Raw genomic sequence first — 18,173 nt, 5'->3', positions numbered from 1 at the left:
GAAATCAATGATCGAAGACAGAATCGAAGTGAACATCGCGGGCGGACTCGACGTCGCTCTACCACGCATGGTCAACGTGCGCCAGAAATTCGATGGCGCACATCTCGGCGACGTTCCGGCGACCGTCGCCAGGGAGTTCCAGCGCCCCGAAGTGCGCGCCCAGGTAAAACCCGGGCAGGCGATCGCCGTCGGCTGCGGCAGCCGCGGCATCGCCAATATCGCGACCATCGCCAAGTGCGTGATTCGCGAGTTGCAGGCGCTTGGCGCCGAGCCATTCATTTTTCCTGCGATGGGCAGCCATGGCGCCGCAACCGCCGAAGGCCAGAAGAAGGTGCTGGCAGGTTACGGCATTTCCGAAGCGTCCATGGGCGTGCCGGTCAAGGCAACCATGGACACGGTCATCGTCGGTAATCTCGACGACGGCACCCCGGTGCACATGGACCGCTTCGCGGCCGACGCCGACGGCATCGTCGTCATCAACCGTGTCAAGCCACACACGGCGTTTCGCGGCGCTACCGAGAGCGGCGTTACCAAGATGCTGTCGATCGGCATCGGCAAGATCATTGGCGCCGCCACTTATCATCAGCACGGCATGGATACGTTCCCCACGCTGCTGCCCAAGGTGCGCGACGTCAATCTCGCCAAGCGCAACGTCCTGCTCGGCGTGGGCATCGTCGAAAACGCGCACGACCAGACCGCGGCCATCGAAGTCATGCCGGCCAGCCAGATTGCGTCTCGAGAGCCGGTACTGCAGGAAATCGCAAAGCGCCAGATGCCGCAGCTCTACTTCGACGAAATCGACGTGCTGATCATCGACGAGATGGGCAAGAATATCAGCGGCGCCGGCTTCGACCCGAATATCACCGGCCGCAACCGGCGCGCCGTGAAATGGAACTTCGGACCGAAGGTCAAGAAGATCGTCGTGCTCGGACTGACCCATGAGACTCACGGCAACGCCACCGGACTGGGCGGAGCGGACGTCATTACCATGCGGCTGTTCAAGGAAATCGACATTCCGTCGACCTACGCCAACATCATTACCTCGATGAATCTCGACGGCGGGGCTATCCCCATCGTCATGAACACGGAACGCGAGGCGATTCAGCTCGCGGTCAAAACCGTCGTGCGGGTCAAGCCCGAACACTGCCGGATCGTGCGCATCCGCAACACCCTCGAAATCGCCCAGATCCAGGTCTCGGAACCCTTGCTCGCGGAAGTACGCTCCCGTCCCGAACATTTCCAGATTGCGTCGCCGGCGGCTGCGTTTGTATTCGATGCCGAAGGACGGCTGGCACCGTTGCCGTCGGCGCACGAACCGTCAACCCTGGCTGCCGCGACGCGTTAGCGGGAATGCTCCCCGAACGCGGGGAGCATTCAACACAACATGCCTAGGGGAGTTACATGAAAAAGATCATATTGCTGCTCAGCCTTTCGTTTCTCGCGATGCCAGTCCTGGCCGCCACCGCGCAGCAGGAAAAGATGAAGACCTGCAACGCCAAGGCCAAGGGTCTCAAGGGCGACGAGTTCAAGAAAGTTCGCGATGAATGTCTGAAGGCCCAGCCGGCCGCGGCGGCGGCCGGAACCGAAGCCAAGCAACTCACGCCGCAGCAGGAAAAGATGAAGACCTGCAATGCCAAGGCCAAGGGTCTCAAAGGCGCCGAGTTCAAGAAAGTCCGCGACGCGTGCCTGAAGGCGTAATGGTTTTGTAGTCGGCGGCGACGCGCAAAGCGTCGCCCCTGCTACCCGCAGGACGAAGGGCTGACGATCGCAACAAGCGCGCGAACTCAAGCCTGCCTGCCAGACAGTCGAAGCATCCACACCAACGAAAACCCTGCTCCGGCGGGGTTTTCGTTTGGCCGGTTGGAATTCGGCCGCGAGGAGAGTAATACACGATGTCGGAAAAACTTCGGGTCGGCTGGAAATCATGGGAACGAAAGGCACGCTGATCTACGATCGCGACCGCCTGACCATGGCCGGCTCGGACGAGCCGCCGGTGGTCTTCGACTTGGCGAAAAACTACCAAACCTGCTTCAGCAGCGCGGTGCGGGAATTCGTGCGCGGCCTGCGCGACGGCAGGCCGTTCGCGATCGATCGCCTGGATAACCTGGAAACGTTGAAGCTGATGGAGTCCTGCTACGTCGCCGCTGGCGTGAAGGTCTGAATCGACGGTGCATTCCTGAACGGTTCAGACCCGTTCGATCAGTGCGGCAATCCCCTGCCCGACGCCGATGCACATCGTAGTCAGCGCATAGCGGGCCTTCCGCTCCTGCAATTCGTAGGCGGCCGTGGCGACCAGGCGTGCGCCGCTCATGCCCAGAGGATGGCCGAGCGCGATCGCTCCGCCGTTCGGATTGACACGCGCATCGTCATCGCTGATGCCGAGTTGCCGCAGCACCGCGAGGCCCTGTGCAGCGAAGGCTTCGTTCAGTTCGATCACGTCGATCTGATCCAGCTTCACCCCGGTCCTAGCCAGCAGTTTTTGCGTGGCCGGTACCGGACCGATGCCCATGATCCGGGGCGCACAGCCGGCGACGGCCGAACCGATTACGCGCGCCAGCGGCACAAGGCCGTGGCGCTTGGCCGCGGCTTCGCTGGCAAGGATCAACGCGCAAGCGCCGTCATTCACACCCGATGCGTTGCCCGGCGTCACCGTACCGTCGGGTTTCACCACGCCCTTCAGCTTGCCCAGCGCTTCCATGCTGGTCTCGCGCGGATGCTCATCCCTGTCCACCACGACCGGATCGCCTTTCTTCGCCGGAATCGTCACCGGCACGATCTCTTTGGCCAGCCGGCCATTCTTCTGCGCGGCGGACGCCTTCGCCTGCGAGCGCAGTGCAAACGCATCCTGGTCGGCGCGTGCGATACCGAATTCCTGCGCGACGTTTTCCGCGGTTTCCGGCATCGAGTCGGTGCCGTATAGCTGCTTCATCACCGGGTTGACCAAGCGCCAGCCTATCGTCGTGTCGAATACCGCGTTGTTTCGCGAGAAAGCGCTGTCGGCTTTTGGCATGACGAAGGGCGCACGCGACATGCTCTCCACCCCGCCGGCAACCACCAGTTCGGCTTCTCCCGACATGATCGCCCGCGCGGCGATGCCCACCGCATCCATTCCCGATCCGCAAAGGCGATTGATGGTGCTGCCGGGGATCTCTTTCGGCAATCCGGCGAGCAGCAGCGCCATGCGCGCGACGTTGCGGTTGTCCTCACCGGCCTGGTTCGCACAGCCGAATACCACGTCGTCCACCGCATTCCAGTCCACCGACTTGTTGCGCGCCATCAGCTCACGCAGCGGGATCGCCGCCAGATCGTCTGGACGCACCGCGGACAACGCGCCGCCATAGCGGCCGATCGGGGTTCGCAACGCAGCGCAGATGAAAGCTTCCGCCATGATTTTCCTCAGTCGTTTCCTGATCGGTCGACGCGATTTATCAATCCGCCGGATTTACCAATCTGCTGGATTTACCAATCTACGATGGTGCCGTCATCCAGCACCGCATGTCCGGCGTGCATGACTTCCTGCTTGAACGGATGCTTCGCAATGACTTTCTCGTCCACCTCGACACCCAAGCCAGGCCGGTCGGGAATCAGCCAGTAGCCGTCCTTCGCGTGAATCGGGCTGTCCACGACGTCGTGGTACCAGGGCACGGCTCCGGACATTTCTTCCTGGATGACGAAATTCGGTGTGGCAATGTCGAAATGCAGCGCCGCAGCGCCGGCCAGCGGCCCCAGCGGATTATGTGGCGCGATGCCCACGCCGGCCGTTTCCGCCATCGCCGCGATCTTGCGCGCTTCGGTGAAGCCGCCGACGTGACACAGATCGGGCTGGGCAATGTTGATCGCGCGCCGCCGGAACAAGTCGTCGAATTCGCGCCGGTCGACCAGCCGCTCGCCGGCCGCGATCGGGACCGGTGACTTGTCCATGATCTGCTTCATGCCCGGCGCGTCGCCGGGTTGGATCGGCTCTTCGACGAACAATGGGCGTGCCGGCGCGAGGGCATGAATGTACTGCAGCGCCGCACTGGTCGACGCGGGACGTCCGTGGAAATCGATCATGATCTCGATTTCGTCGCCGACCGCCTCTCGCAGCTTCTGCATCATGCCGCCGACGTGGTCCTGCTGTTTCGGCGATGCGGTGAAATGCGTATAGGGAATGAACACCACCTTCAGCGCACGATAGCCCTTCTCGATGACTTGCAGCCCGCGCTCGACCACCGCGCCGTGTTCCATGCTCTCGTAGACAGAGGTCATATCGCCGAAGCCCAAATGCGTATACACCTTGATCCTGTCGTGCGTCTTTCCGCCCAGCAGCCGCCACACGGGAACGTTGAGTTCCTTTCCCCAGATATCCCACAAAGCCATTTCGATGCCGCTGATCGCCGTGTTGCCGATTACGCCCAGGCGCCAGAACGAATGCTTGACCATGACGCGCACGGCCTGCTCGATGTCGCGCGGATCTCGGCCGATGAGCAGCGGCTCGATATCCTGGACCGCGCCGACCACGCCGCGCGTCTTCCATTCCAGCGTCGCCTCGCCCCAGCCGTAGAGTCCTGGCTGGTCGGTCTCGACGCGGACGAATACCCAGTTGCGCATCTCGGCGTTGCAGACCGCAGTCTTTATCGCGGTTATTTTCATTGTTCCCCCCGAAAGGCGCAGATTAAAGCGAACCCCCGTGTGAATCCAGCACGGCGGATCGGGCATAATCCCTGCCGAAGGAAGCGATGGCAACAGCGTTGCCGCCTTCGGCCATAAAAAGTACACATATATGTGGGGGAAAGATGGCCCAGTCCATGGGACCATTCGATTACGTCATCATCGGCGCCGGTTCTGCGGGATGCCTGCTTGCCAATCGGCTGAGTGCCGATGCGAATACTCGCGTACTGCTGCTGGAAGCCGGCGGCAAAGATGATTACTTCTGGATCCATGTCCCGGTGGGTTATCTCTATACCATTGGCAATCCCCGCACCGACTGGTGTTACCGGACCGAAGCCGACGACGGCCTGAACGGCCGCACGCTCGGTTACGCACGCGGCCTCGGGCTCGGCGGCTGCTCCTCGATCAATGCCATGATCTACATGCGCGGCCAGAAGAGCGACTACGACCACTGGTCTTCGCTCGGCAACCGCGGATGGGCCTGGGACGAAGTGCTGCCCTATTTCATCCGTACCGAGGACTATGCCCATGGCGCCGACGAACTGCATGGGGTCGGCGGCGAACTTCGCGTTGAAGAGCGGCGCGTGAATTGGGAGATCCTCGATGCATGGCGTGACGCCGCCGAGGAATGCGGCATACCGAAGATCCAGGAATTCAACCGCGGCGACAATTTCGGCAACGCTTACTTCCAGATGAACCAGAAGCGCGGCGTGCGCTGGAGCAACACCAAGGCCTTCCTGCGACCGGTCATGCATCGCCCCAATCTGGCCGTATTGACTCACGCGCACGTAAGCCGCGTCCGCTTCGACACCGCGAATGGAAACCGGCGCGCAACCGGCGTTGAATTCCGCACCGGTCAGGGCGGAAACGAATTCGCGGAAGCGAAACGGGAAGTCGTCCTGTCGGCGGGCGCAATCGGTTCGCCGCAGATCCTGCAACTCTCAGGCATCGGACCGGGTTCGCTATTGCAGGAATCCGGCGTTCCGGTCATCCACGATTTGTCAGGCGTCGGCGAAAACCTGCAAGACCACCTGCAGATCCGGATCATGTACAAGGTGAAGAACACCGTTACGCTGAACGAGCGCACCCACAGCCTGATCGGCAAAATGGCCATGGGCATGGAGTATCTTTTCTATCGTACCGGACCGCTTACGATGCCGCCCAGCCAGCTGGGCGCGTTCGCCAGGAGCGATCCATCTCAAATGTCGGCCAACATCGAATGGCACGTGCAGCCGTTGTCGCTGGAAAAATTCGGCGAGCCGTTGCATCCGTTTCCGGCGATCACGCCATCGGTGTGCAATTTGCGTCCAACCAGCCGCGGACACGTTCGCATCAAGGGTTCCGATCCGCAAATGCATCCGGCCATCAAGCTCAACTATCTTTCCACCGAGGAAGACAAACGGGTCGCGGTGGATTCGATCCACATCACGCGCCGGATCATGAAGGCCAAAGCACTGGAGAAATTTCAGCCGGAAGAATTCAAACCCGGCCCCGGCATCGCAACCGACGAGGCGCTCCGCAAGGCCGCTGGCGATCTCGGCACGACGATTTTCCATCCGGTCGGCACCTGCAAAATGGGCCGCGACGAGCTCGCCGTAGTGGACGATCGCCTTCGCGTCCGCGGCGTGCGGGGACTGCGGGTGGTCGACGCTTCGGTGATGCCGCGTATCACTTCCGGCAATACCAATGCACCGACCACGATGATTGCGGAAAAAGGGGCGGAAATGCTGCGCGAGGATTGGAAGCCCTGAAATGAATCGATACGGAGGATGTGAATGCCCGCTTATCTGATATCGCAGATCGAAGTCCACGACCCGAAAGGCTACGAAGACTATCGCAAACTCGTCGGTCTGTCGCTGGCCAAGTACGGCGGCAAATTCGTCGTCCGCGGCGGCAGGATCGAAGTGCTGGAGGGAACCTGGGCGCCGAAAAGAGTGGTGATCTGCGAATTCGAGAGTGCCGATCGTGCGCGCGAGTGGTATTACTCCCCGGAATACAAGCCCGCCATGGACATTCGTCAGAAGACTGCCAGCGCGCAGATCATCGTCGTGGACGGTTTGTAGTCTCGCCCTCCGACACCTCCGACTTGCCAACCCCCAACCCTGACGGGCGACCTGACGTCGCTCTTTTTTCGCCACCGAGCCTCGGGTTGGTGTGGCATTCGTGTTCCAAAATACATTAACTCACTGATTTTACTCGTTTCTACAACCGTGTCATCGCAACAAAATAATAATTGCATATGCAATCTATTTCCGACATCATTTAGTTGCGTTTGCAATTTTTGCATGCGTAATCGACTAACGATCTGAAAGGAACGCACTATGGCCAAGCAAATGAATCGTGAAGAACTGCGCGCCCGCATCGCCGCAAACCCCGACCTGATCCTTCTCGAGGCACTGCCGGAGAAGTACTACACCGACGGCCACCTACCGGGCGCGCTGCACATGCCGCACGACCGCGTGCGCGAACTCGTGAGCAGACTGATTCCGGATAACAACTCGGAAATCGTGGTGTATTGCGCGAGCCGCACTTGCCAGAATTCCCACATCGCCGCGAACTTGCTGGGACAAATGGGGTACCGCAACGTCACGGTCTATGGCGGCGGCAAGCAGGACTGGATAGAGGCAGGATTGGCGCTTGAGGCCAGCGTACCGGCAACTGCGTAGGAGGAGACGTGGCAATCAACCGGACCTACTCCTTGCGAGGTTACGGCGCGTTGCTAATGCGCGTCTCGCTGGGCGTGATGTACCTCCTGATCCTGGCATCACTGGTTCAGGCGATGATCGGAGAAGGTTCTTACGCCTTGCGTATACGTGCCGCAGGTCTGCGACTCGCGTACTGAGAAGCAACAGGCGGCGCCCAAAATGGGCGCCGCCCGCCCGTGAGCCAGTCAATCCGATTTGAAACCGATTTTCTTGTGCGTGCCGTCGCAGTAGGGTTTATTCTGCGACTCGCCGCATCGGCACAACCAGGTTTGCAGCGTGCGATTCAACGTTCGGCCAGTGCCGCTGACCAGTTCCAGATTACCTGAGACTTCCAGCGGCCCATTCTTGATCGGCTTCACTATCACCACTCCGTTACGCGCTGCAAGCTGCTCGGACGGTTGCGTCGGCGGTTCGCCTGTCGAACGGAAACCGGCGGCGGTATGGCTGCCATCGCAATAAGGCTTGTTCTTTGACGATCCACAGCGGCACAACGTCGCCCGCAGGTGCGCGATCGCATTCCCAATCCTGAGATCCGCGTGTATTGCAAGTGGTCCGTTCTCGCGGACCCTTGCCACATTCACAAGAGGCGGTGCTTCCTGTGCGCCACCGTCGACGCGTTCGTACGTAATGGCACCCGATGGGCAGGCCAATGCAGTCATTACCACTTCTTCCGTGGACGCGTTGTCGGGCTTGATCCACGCACCTGGCACGTTGGCCTGGAAAACTTCCGGCTTGCCGAGAACGCAGTTGCGCGAATGGATGCACTTCCCGCCGTCGAAGCGCACGACGATCTTTTCGCCTCGATATTCCTGAACCTGCTCGCTCATACCAGCCCCCATTCGGATTGTGCCTGCGAGCCTTCATCTTACTCGCCGCGCAATTCTGTGGAAGCGGGCGAGCCGGAAAATGGCGAGCTGGAAGCTGTAGAACTAAGCGCCGCGCGGAATCCGCAGCGTCGCTTCCAATCCACCACGGGCAAGATTGCGCAAACGCACCGAACCGCCATGCGCTTGCGCGATGTTGCGGGCAATCGACAGGCCGAGGCCGCTGCCACCGGTATTGCGGTTGCGTGAACCCTCGACCCGATAGAACGGCTCGAACACCCTCTCGATATCGTCTTCCGGAATTCCAGGCCCGTTATCGCTGATCGCAATATTGAGCGCGCCCCCCTCATCCCGCAACGTAATGTCGGCGCGACGGCCATAGGCGAGCGCGTTGTCGATCAGATTCTGCAGACAGCGTTTGAGCGCCTGCGCCCTGCCCATCACCGGGGTACGCGCGTCGCCGGATACGGTAATGGTGTGACCGGCTTCCTCCGCGTCCTCCTTCAGGCTGGAGATCAGCGCCGTGACGTCGATCGGCTGGACCGCTTCACCGCCTTCAGCCAGTCCACGCATGTAGTCCAGCGTCGAGCCCACCATCTGCTGCAATTCATCGAGATCCTTGATGAACTTCGCTTTGATATGTGCATCGTCCAGCATCTCGGCGCGCAGCCGCATGCGCGTGATCGGCGTCTTCAGGTCGTGCGACATCGCAGCGAGTACTTTCATGCGCGTGTCGACGTAGCGCTTCAGGCGGTCCTGCATCACGTTGAGCGCGCGCGAAGCGCGCACCAGTTCGTTCGCACCACGCTCCGGCAACGGCGGACGATCGATGTTGCGGCCGAGATCTTCTGCTGCGTGGGCCAATACCGACAAGGGCCGGGTAACCAGGCGCACCGCAAAGAAACAAAGAATCACCATCACTCCATCGATGATCGCGAGATTGCGAAACATCCGAATGACCCACTGGGTCGCCCTCGCCGGGTCGATGCTCTCCACGGTGATCCACACGCCGTCGTTCAACAGAACGGTTGCGTACATCCTGACGCCGGGACGTTCGCCGAATTCGCGCGCATACCAGGATCCGGGATTGAGATAGACCGGACGCGCATCGATCACCCTGAAGCCGACGCCCGGTGGCAGCGCCAGCGCCAGGGCATCGCGCGCGGTGGTCATCAATTCCGAATCCTCGCCGGCGGCCGCGTCCGAGCCTGCGGGCTTGCCGTAAATCACCTTCAGTGTGTCGTTGGAAATCGCCTGCATGATGCGGGTCCGTTCCGCGGGGCTGGCGGCCGTCATCGTCCGCACCACATCCCCTATCCTGGTTGCCGCCTGGTTCGCACCGGCACGAAACACCAATGCGTTGCGATCAGAGATCGCAATGGCGGTCGTGATCAACTGGATCGCCAGAAAACCGCCCGCCAGAATCAGCGCGATGCGCCCGAACAACGATCGCGGAAACAATCTCATTGCTTTTCCTCTACGCGGGTGGCGAGCACGTAACCCTTGCCCCGCACGGTTTTGATGATCTCGGGCTCGCGCGCCTGCTCGCGCAGGCGCTCACGCAGCCGGCTGACCTGCATGTCAATGGTGCGATCGAGCGGGTCGGCATCGCGCCCGAAGGTGAAATTGGAAAGCTGGTCGCGCGACAACACGACATTCGGATTCTGCAGGAAGATCAGCAGCAGCCGGTATTCCGCACCGGACAGCGGTACCACCACGCCGTCCGGCGCGCACAGGTTGCGCACACGCGTATCGAGCCGCCATCCTGAAAAATTGAAGGCCTCCGGCACATTGACCTCGGTATCGGTGGGCAGGGATTTCGCCCGGCGCAGAATGCTGCGGATGCGTGCCAGCAGTTCCCGCGGATCGAAGGGTTTGGCCAGGTAATCGTCGGCGCCCATTTCCAATCCGAGTATGCGATCCACCGCTTCCCCGCGGGCAGTCAGCATCAGCACCGGCACCTGGGAACGCGACCGCAACTGGCGGCAAAGCGACAGACCATCCTCGCCGGGCAACATGAGATCCAGCACCACCAAACTCACCGGCTTCAACGCCAGCGCCTCCCACATCGCCTTGCCGTCCGCCACGGCATGCGCGTCGAAACCATTCTTGCGCAGGTATTCCTCCAGCAGGGACTGGATGTCTTCGTCATCATCGACAATCAGGACGCGATCTCGCATGGCTGCTCTTATACCTCCGACCGAAACCAATTGGGAGAAGTTTTGTCACTTACTGTAACCCCCGCCGGACCCCGGACATTTCGTTACATAGCGCGCGGGGCTATGACATACAGTTGTCACTCCTGAGAAAAGCATCCGAAATCATCCGGAACGAACCGATGAGCAATGCCCCTCTCGATGAAGATCTGATTCCCGCCGGCATGCAACACCGCACTGTTTCCAAGGCTTGGTGGCGGGGTACCTGGGTCTGGTTGCTGGTGTTATGCATTCTGGGCGGCACCGGTTACTTCGTTTTTGCCAAGCCCGAGGGCGGCAAACCGGCCGGCATGCAGCAGTCGGGCGAAAAGCCGGGCATGAATGCGATGAACCGCAGCCAGCCGGTGGTCGCGGCGGCGGCCAGGGTCGGCGACATCAACCTTTACCTGAACGGGCTGGGAACGGTCGTGCCGCTCAACACCGTCACCGTCAGGACGCATGTCGACGGCGAACTCAGCGCGGTGATGTTCCGCGAGGGTCAGGTGGTCAGGCAAGGCGACATGCTCGCGCAGATCGATCCACGTCCTTACCAGGTTCAGCTCGCGCAGGCCGAAGGCACCATGGCTCGCGACCAGGCGCTGCTGAAAAACGCCCAGGCCGACCTCGAGCGTTATCGCACGCTGTTCGAGCAAGACTCCATCGCCAAACAGCAACTCGACACGCAGGCCTCCCTGGTTCGCCAGTACGAAGGCGCACTCAAGGCGGACCAGGCCCAGATCGACAGTGCCAAGCTGCAACTCACCTATTCGCGCATTACCGCGCCGATCGGCGGACGGCTCGGCCTGCGCCAGGTCGACGTCGGCAACATCGTCCATACCGGCGACACCAACGGCATCGTGGTCATCACGCAACTGCAACCGGTCACGGTGGTTTTCACCCTCCCGGAAGACAATATCTCCGCCGTGATGAAGAAATTGCATTCAGGCCGGAAGCTGACGGTGGATGTCTACGACCGCGCGGGTAAAACGAAACTCGCCAGCGGGGTACTGCTGACGGTGGACAACCAGATCGATCCCGCCACCGGCACGATCAAGCTGAAGGCGCAGTTCGCCAACGACGATTCCAGTCTGTTCCCGAACCAGTTCGTGAACGCACGCATGCTGCTCGACGTCATGCGCGGAATCATCCTCATCCCGGCAGCTGCAGTCCAGCGCGGCACGCAGGGCACCTTCGTCTACGTGGTCAGGGACGACAAAAGCGTTACCGTGCGCACGGTAAAGCTCGGGCCGACCGAAGGAGAAACCGCCGCCATCGAGTCGGGACTGTCGGCCGGGGAAAGCGTGGTGGTGGACGGCACCGACAAACTGCGCGAAGGCGCCAAGGTGGAGATCGGTGAGCGTAATGCCGCCGCCGCTCCTGCAGATGGCGGGACGCCAAAACACGGCAAGCGCCGCCGCGATGGCGATGCATCGCCGCCCGCCTCCAGCAGCTGATCCGCGCGGCGCATGAATCCGTCGCGTCTGTTTATTCTGCGTCCGGTGGCGACCTCGCTGATGATGGTCGCCATTCTGCTTTCCGGCATCGTCGCCTATCGCTTGCTGCCATTATCGGCGCTGCCGGAAGTCGACTATCCCACCATCCAGGTCGTCACCCTGTATCCGGGCGCGAGCCCCGACGTTACCACCTCTTCGATCACCGCGCCGCTGGAGCGCCAGTTCGGCCAGATGCCGGGATTGAACCAGATGTCGTCCACCAGTTCCGGTGGCGCATCGGTGATTACGTTGCAGTTCAGCCTCGACCTGCCGCTCGACGTCGCCGAACAAGAGGTACAAGCCGCGATCAACGCAGCCGCTTCGCTGCTGCCGCAGGACCTGCCGTCGCTGCCGATCTACAACAAGGTCAATCCCGCCGATACGCCCATCCTGTCTCTGGCCATCACGTCGAACTCGTTGCCGCTGCCCAAAGTGCAGGACCTGATCGACACGCGCATCGCGCAGAAGATTTCGCAGTTGCCGGGCGTGGGGCTGGTAAGTCTGTCAGGCGGCCAGCGCCCCGCAGTGCGCATCCAGGCGAACCCCAAAGCGCTGGCAGCCTATGGAATGAGCCTGGATGATCTGCGTACCGCGATCGGCAATGCCAACGTCAATCAGGCCAAAGGCAGTTTCGACGGCCCGTCGCGTGCCTCGACGATCGATGCCAACGATCAACTCAAGTCCGCCGACGAATACCAGCGCCTGATCATCGCCTACAAGAACGGCGCGCCGATCCGGCTGACCGACGTCGCGGATGTCGTCGACGACGCGGAGAACGTGCGCCTCGCCGCCTGGGCCAACGACAAGGCGGCGCTCATCCTGAACGTCCAGCGTCAGCCGGGCGCCAATGTGATCGAGGTGGTGGATCGCATCAAGAAACTGCTTCCGCAGTTGCAGGCCACGCTGCCCGGTTCGGTGGACGTCGACCTGCTTACCGATCGCACGACGACGATCCGCGCGTCGGTCAAGGACGTGCAATTCGAACTGCTGCTGGCCGTAGCGCTGGTGGTCATGGTGATCTTCCTGTTTCTGCGCAACGTCGCCGCCACCCTCATTCCGAGCGTGGCGGTACCGCTGTCCCTCGTGGGCACCTTCGGCGTCATGTACCTGGCTGGATTCAGCATCAACAACCTCACGCTGATGGCATTGACCATCGCCACCGGTTTTGTCGTCGATGACGCGATTGTCATGATCGAGAACATCGCGCGCTACATCGAGGAAGGCATGAAGCCGCTGGAAGCCGCGCTCAAGGGCGCCGAGCAGATCGGCTTCACGATCATCTCCCTGACCTTCTCGTTGATCGCAGTATTGATTCCGCTGCTGTTCATGGGCGACGTGGTCGGCCGCCTGTTCCGAGAATTCGCCATCACGCTGGCGGTCGCGATCCTGATTTCCGCATTCATCTCGCTGACGCTTACGCCGATGATGTGCGCGCGGCTGCTGCGCCATATCCCGGAAGGGGAGCAAAGCCGCTTTTATCGCTCGGGCGGCCGCTTCTTCGACGCGGTGATCGCACGCTACGGCAGGATGCTCGACTGGGTGCTGGACCGCCAGGCCGCCACCCTGCTGGTCGCGCTCGGCACGCTGGCGTTGACCGTGCTGCTCTATTTCTTCGTGCCGAAAGGTTTTTTCCCGGTGCAGGATACCGGCGTGATCCAGGGCATCTCCGAGGCGCCGCAGTCGATCTCCTTCGCGGCGATGGCGCAACGCCAGCAGGACCTCGCCAAAGTCGTGTTACAGGATCCTGCGGTGGAAAACCTGTCGTCGTTCATCGGCGTGGATGGCAGCAACGCGACGCTCAACAGCGGCCGCATGCTGATCAACCTCAAACCGTTGAAGGCGCGCGGCATCGACGCCACTGAAGTCATCCGCAGATTGCAACCGCAGCTCGCGCAGGTCGCGGGCATCTCGCTCTACATGCAGCCGGTGCAGGACCTGACCATCGAGGACCGCGTCAGCCGCACGCAATATCAGTTCAGCCTGGAAGATGCGGATGCAAACAATCTGGGCATCTGGGTGCCGAAACTGGTCGAGCGCCTGCGCGCGTCGCCGCAGCTCGCCGATGTCGCCAGCGACCTGCAGGACCGGGGATTGCAGGCCTACGTCGAGATCGACCGCAATACCGCGATGCGGCTCGGCATCACGCCGGCCGCGATCGACAACGCGCTCTACAACGCATTCGGCCAACGCATGATCTCGACCATCTTCACGCAGTCGAACCAGTATCGCGTCGTGCTCGAGGTACAGCCCGACTTTCAGAAAGGCCCGGCCGCGCTCAACGACATTTTCGTCACCTCGACGGACGGACAACAGGTGCGGCTGTCCGCGATCGCGCGCGTGAACGAACATACGGCGCCTCTTTCCATCAATCACCTGGGCCAGTTCCCGGCGAGCACGATCTCATTCAATCTTGCCCCCGGATCTTCCCTCGGGGATGCAGTTCGCGCGATTCGTGCGGTGGAAGCGGAGATCGGATTGCCGGCAAGCACGCAGACCAGTTTCCAGGGCGCAGCGCTTGCGTTCGAATCGTCCCTGAACAACACACTGTTGCTGATCCTGGCGGCGATCGTGACCATGTACATCGTGCTCGGCGTATTGTACGAAAGCTATATCCATCCGGTCACGATTCTGTCCACGCTGCCCTCGGCCGGCGTCGGCGCGCTGCTGGCGTTGATGCTTTCGCACACCGACCTCGGCATCATCGCCATCATCGGCATCATCCTGCTGATCGGCATCGTCAAGAAGAACGCGATCATGATGATCGACTTCGCGCTCGACGCCGAACGCAACGAAGGCAAGAGCCCGCGCGAAGCCATCCGCCAGGCCTGCCTGCTGCGCTTTCGTCCGATCCTGATGACGACGCTGTCCGCGCTGCTGGGCGCACTGCCGCTGATGCTAGGCAGCGGCGTGGGCTCGGAATTGCGGCATCCACTCGGGATCACCATGGTCGGCGGCTTGCTGGTCAGCCAGGCGCTGACGCTGTTCACGACGCCGGTGATCTATCTCGCTTTCGACCGGCTGGCGCATCGACGCGGAATGCAGGCCAGAAAGCCCGTCGAGGAAGCGCAGACCGGGAGCGCGCGGCCGTGAAGTTCTCCGAATTCTTCATCCACCGCCCGGTGGCGACCACCCTGCTCACGGTGGGGATCGCCCTGTCGGGCGTCATGGCGTTCCGGCTGCTGCCGGTGTCGCCGTTGCCGCAGGTGGACTTTCCGACGATCTCGGTGCAGGCCTCGCTGCCGGGGGCCAGTCCGGAAACCATGGCCGCAACAGTGGCGACGCCGCTGGAGCGTGCGTTGGGCCGCATCGCCGGCATCACCGAGATGACGTCGTCGAGTTCGCTGGGCTCGACCCGCATCACGCTGCAATTCGACCTCGACCGCAACATCGACGGCGCGGCGCGGGACGTGCAGGCGGCGATCAATGCCGCGCGCGCGCTGCTACCCACCGGATTGCCGAGCAATCCGACCTATCGCAAGGTCAATCCGGCCGATGCGCCGATCATGATTCTGTCGCTGACATCGGAAACCATGACTCGCGGCCAGTTGTACGACGCCGCATCCAGCATCCTTGCGCAGAAGCTCTCGCAAATTGAAGGCATCGGCCAGGTTTCCGTCGGCGGCAGTTCTCTGCCGGCGGTACGCGTGGAGCTGCTTCCGTCGGCGCTCCACAAGTACGGCATCGGTACGGAGGACGTGCGCAATGCGATTGCCGCGGCGAATGCGAATCGGCCCAAAGGCATGGTGGAGGACGGCGCACGGCACTGGCAGATCTACGCCAACGACCAGGCCAGGGCAGCTGCCGAGTATCTGCCGCTGATCGTCGCCTACCGCAACAGCGCCGCGGTGCACCTGTCGGACGTCGCCGAAGTAACGGATTCGGTTCAGGACTTGCGCAACGCCGGATCGGCCGACGGCAAGCCGGCCGTACTTGTCATCCTGAACCGGCAGCCGGGGGCGAACATCATCGAGACCGTGGACCGGGTCCGGGCGACCCTGCCGTTGCTGAAGGCGTCGATCCCGAGCGCGATCGACCTGGCGGTGGTGATAGACCGTACACCGACCATCCGCGCTTCGCTGCATGAAGTCGAACGCACACTGCTGATCTCCATTGCACTGGTAGTCATGGTAGTTTTCCTGTTCCTGCGCAAAGCTTCCGCGACCCTGATCCCCACCGTGGCCGTCCCGGTGTCCCTGCTCGGCACATTCAGCGTGATGTACCTGGCCGGTTACAGTCTCAATAACCTGTCGCTGATGGCGCTGACCGTTGCGACGGGTTTCGTCGTGGACGACGCCATCGTAGTGCTGGAGAACATCTCCCGCCGCATCGAAGAAGGCGTGCCACCGATGGAAGCCGCGCTCAAGGGCTCGCGCGAAGTCGGCTTTACGGTCTTGTCGATGAGCCTGTCGCTGATCGCCGTGTTCATCCCCATCCTGTTGATGGGCGGCATCATCGGCCGGCTGTTCCGCGAATTCGCCGTCACGCTGTCGGTCGCGATCCTGGTGTCCCTGGTGCTCTCGCTTACTGCCACGCCGATGATGTGTGCACGCCTGTTGCGGCCGGAAAAACCGGAGGCCGAGCCGGGCCGGCTGTCGCGACTCAGCCGGCGCGCCTTCGACTCGCTGTTGCACGGTTACGAGCGCTCGCTCGGGTGGGGGCTGCGGCACAGCCCCTTCATGATGCTGCTGCTCGCGGCGACGGTGTGCGTGAACGTCTATCTCTACGTGATCGTGCCCAAGGGTTTCTTTCCGCAGCAGGACACCGGCCGGTTGAGCGGGTCCATTCAGGCCGACCAGGGCATCTCGTTCCAGGCCATGCAGAAAAAGCTCGCCGATTTCATCGAGATCGTGCGCCAGGACCCGGCAGTGGAAAACGTCATCGGTTTTACCGGCGGCGGACAGCGCAACAGCGGCCAGATGTTCATCTCGCTCAAGCCGCTATCGCAGCGCAAGATGTCCGCCGACATGGTGATTGCGCGATTGCGCGGCAAGCTTGCGCGCGAGCCCGGCGCCAGCCTGTTCCTGCAGCCGGTGCAGGACATCCGCATGGGCGGGCGCGCGGCCAATGCGCAGTACCAGTACACGCTGCAGGCGGACGATCTCGCTCAACTGCGCGCGTGGGAACCGCGCATCCGTCAGGCGCTGACCCAGTTGCCGCAACTGGCCGACGTGAACACCGACAGCCAGGACAAGGGAATACAGACTTCGCTGAATATCGACCGCGACGCCGCCTCACGGCTCGGCGTCAGCCCGCGCACGATCGACGCCACGCTCAACGACTTGTTCGGCCAGCGTCAGGTGTCGACCATCTATACAGCGCTGAATCAATACCGCGTGGTGATGGAAGCCGCGCCCCGATACTGGCAAAGCCCGGACGCGCTGGATGACGTGTTCGTGAGCAACACCGATGGCAAGCAGGTGCCGCTGTCGGCCTTCTCGAGCTACGGCCCGACCAGCACGCCGCTTGCAGTGAACCACCAGGGACAGTTCGTCGCCTCGACGATTTCGTTCAATCTTCCGGTCGGCGTTGCACTGTCGGACGCAACGCGCGCGATCAACGACGCGCTCAACCGCATCGGCGTACCGACTTCGATCCAGGGAAGCTTCCAGGGCACTGCGCGCGCATTCCAGGCTTCGCTGAACAGCCAACCCTGGCTGATCCTGACCGCGCTGCTGACGGTGTACATCGTGCTCGGCATACTCTATGAAAGTTTCGTGCATCCGCTCACCATCCTGTCGACCCTGCCCTCAGCCGGCGTCGGTGCCTTGCTCGCGCTGCTCGTATGCGGAACCGAATTCAGCATCATCGCGCTGATCGGCGTGATTCTGCTGATCGGCATCGTCAAGAAGAACGCGATCATGATGATCGACTTCGCGCTCGATGCCGAACGCAGGCTGGGAATGACGCCCGAGCAGGCGATCTACCAGGCCTGCCTGCTGCGCTTCCGTCCGATCATGATGACGACCATGGCCGCGCTGCTCGGTGCAATACCGCTCGCCGTCGGATTCGGCGACGGCGCCGAACTGCGCCGTCCGCTCGGCATCTCGATCGTCGGTGGCCTGATCGTCAGCCAGATGCTCACGCTCTACACCACGCCAGTGGTCTATCTCTACCTGGACCGCTTCCGTTTTTATTGCAAGCGCGCTTTCGCCAGGCGCACGCGGCCAGTCGAAACGGTTGGAAATCCAGCATGATAAAAATTGAACCACGGATACCCTCGCGAAGCGTGGAGTACCCTTTTAGAACACGGAGAGGAACACAAATACGGAATCACGTTGCTATCCGTTTGCCTTGTAGTTCCTCCGT

Annotated in this window: 15 protein-coding genes; 10 read left to right on the top strand and 5 right to left on the bottom strand. The window is 61.8% G+C overall.

Going from position 1 to position 18,173, the window contains the following annotated elements; translation table 11 throughout:
• Positions 1-7 precede the first annotated feature (7 nt).
• The 3 genes from HY067_14095 to HY067_14085 all read left to right on the top strand — a co-directional run bounded on the left by HY067_14095 (position 8) and on the right by HY067_14085 (position 2,161).
• Complete coding sequence (locus tag HY067_14095) at positions 8-1,345, top strand: DUF2088 domain-containing protein (protein ID MBI3529088.1); 1,338 nt, start codon at positions 8-10, stop codon at positions 1,343-1,345.
• Between the two features lie 56 nt (positions 1,346-1,401).
• Positions 1,402-1,698, top strand: coding sequence for a phosphate starvation-inducible protein PsiF (locus HY067_14090; protein ID MBI3529087.1), 297 nt, complete (start codon positions 1,402-1,404; stop codon positions 1,696-1,698).
• A gap of 226 nt (positions 1,699-1,924) precedes the next feature.
• Positions 1,925-2,161, top strand: coding sequence for a hypothetical protein (locus HY067_14085; protein MBI3529086.1), 237 nt, complete (start codon positions 1,925-1,927; stop codon positions 2,159-2,161).
• 24 nt (positions 2,162-2,185) lie between these two features.
• Here HY067_14085 and pcaF read toward each other — a convergent pair whose 3' ends face one another.
• On the bottom strand, positions 2,186-3,388 hold the full coding sequence (gene pcaF, locus HY067_14080) for a 3-oxoadipyl-CoA thiolase (protein MBI3529085.1): 1,203 nt from the start codon (positions 3,386-3,388) through the stop codon (positions 2,186-2,188).
• 71 nt (positions 3,389-3,459) lie between these two features.
• On the bottom strand, positions 3,460-4,632 hold the full coding sequence (gene dgoD, locus HY067_14075) for a galactonate dehydratase (GenBank protein MBI3529084.1): 1,173 nt from the start codon (positions 4,630-4,632) through the stop codon (positions 3,460-3,462).
• 143 nt (positions 4,633-4,775) lie between these two features.
• Between dgoD and HY067_14070 the strand changes: the two genes are divergently transcribed.
• From HY067_14070 to HY067_14055, 4 genes are all read left to right on the top strand, one after another.
• Positions 4,776-6,401: a GMC family oxidoreductase N-terminal domain-containing protein gene (locus tag HY067_14070; protein MBI3529083.1), complete on the top strand. Its 1,626-nt coding sequence runs from the start codon at positions 4,776-4,778 to the stop codon at positions 6,399-6,401.
• A 24-nt stretch (positions 6,402-6,425) separates the two neighbouring features.
• Positions 6,426-6,713: a DUF1330 domain-containing protein gene (locus HY067_14065; GenBank protein ID MBI3529082.1), complete on the top strand. Its 288-nt coding sequence runs from the start codon at positions 6,426-6,428 to the stop codon at positions 6,711-6,713.
• Between the two features lie 258 nt (positions 6,714-6,971).
• Complete coding sequence (locus HY067_14060) at positions 6,972-7,316, top strand: rhodanese-like domain-containing protein (GenBank protein MBI3529081.1); 345 nt, start codon at positions 6,972-6,974, stop codon at positions 7,314-7,316.
• 8 nt (positions 7,317-7,324) lie between these two features.
• Positions 7,325-7,492, top strand: a complete 168-nt coding sequence (locus tag HY067_14055) for a hypothetical protein (GenBank protein MBI3529080.1) — start codon at positions 7,325-7,327, stop codon at positions 7,490-7,492.
• Positions 7,493-7,540: 48 nt separating this feature from the next.
• Here the strand turns inward: HY067_14055 and HY067_14050 are convergent, their stop codons facing one another.
• The 3 genes from HY067_14050 to HY067_14040 all read right to left on the bottom strand — a co-directional run bounded on the left by HY067_14050 (position 7,541) and on the right by HY067_14040 (position 10,359).
• Positions 7,541-8,182: a CDGSH iron-sulfur domain-containing protein gene (locus HY067_14050; protein MBI3529079.1), complete on the bottom strand. Its 642-nt coding sequence runs from the start codon at positions 8,180-8,182 to the stop codon at positions 7,541-7,543.
• 102 nt (positions 8,183-8,284) lie between these two features.
• Positions 8,285-9,646 (bottom strand): HAMP domain-containing protein, encoded by a 1,362-nt coding sequence (locus HY067_14045; GenBank protein MBI3529078.1) that lies wholly within the window; start codon positions 9,644-9,646, stop codon positions 8,285-8,287.
• On the bottom strand, positions 9,643-10,359 hold the full coding sequence (locus HY067_14040) for a response regulator (protein ID MBI3529077.1): 717 nt from the start codon (positions 10,357-10,359) through the stop codon (positions 9,643-9,645). Before HY067_14040 ends, HY067_14045 begins: the two co-directional genes overlap by 4 nt.
• A 158-nt stretch (positions 10,360-10,517) precedes the next feature.
• Here HY067_14040 and HY067_14035 point away from each other — a divergent pair, with 158 nt between their 5' ends.
• Genes HY067_14035 through HY067_14025 form a run of 3 tightly spaced genes read left to right on the top strand, consistent with a single transcriptional unit; the run spans position 10,518 to position 18,061 of the window.
• Positions 10,518-11,828 carry an MdtA/MuxA family multidrug efflux RND transporter periplasmic adaptor subunit gene (locus HY067_14035; GenBank protein MBI3529076.1) on the top strand — a complete coding sequence of 437 codons (1,311 nt, stop codon included), beginning with the start codon at positions 10,518-10,520 and terminating at the stop codon, positions 11,826-11,828.
• Positions 11,829-11,840: 12 nt separating this feature from the next.
• On the top strand, positions 11,841-14,957 hold the full coding sequence (locus HY067_14030) for an MdtB/MuxB family multidrug efflux RND transporter permease subunit (protein ID MBI3529075.1): 3,117 nt from the start codon (positions 11,841-11,843) through the stop codon (positions 14,955-14,957).
• On the top strand, positions 14,954-18,061 hold the full coding sequence (locus HY067_14025) for a multidrug efflux RND transporter permease subunit (protein MBI3529074.1): 3,108 nt from the start codon (positions 14,954-14,956) through the stop codon (positions 18,059-18,061). Before HY067_14030 ends, HY067_14025 begins: the two co-directional genes overlap by 4 nt.
• Positions 18,062-18,173: the final 112 nt, after the last annotated feature.

The organism is Betaproteobacteria bacterium, from assembly GCA_016194905.1.
Taxonomy (GTDB): Bacteria; Pseudomonadota; Gammaproteobacteria; order Burkholderiales; family JACQAP01; genus JACQAP01.
The sequence above is the reverse complement of the archived record's forward strand: the minus strand, read 5'-3'. Positions and strand labels throughout refer to the sequence as shown.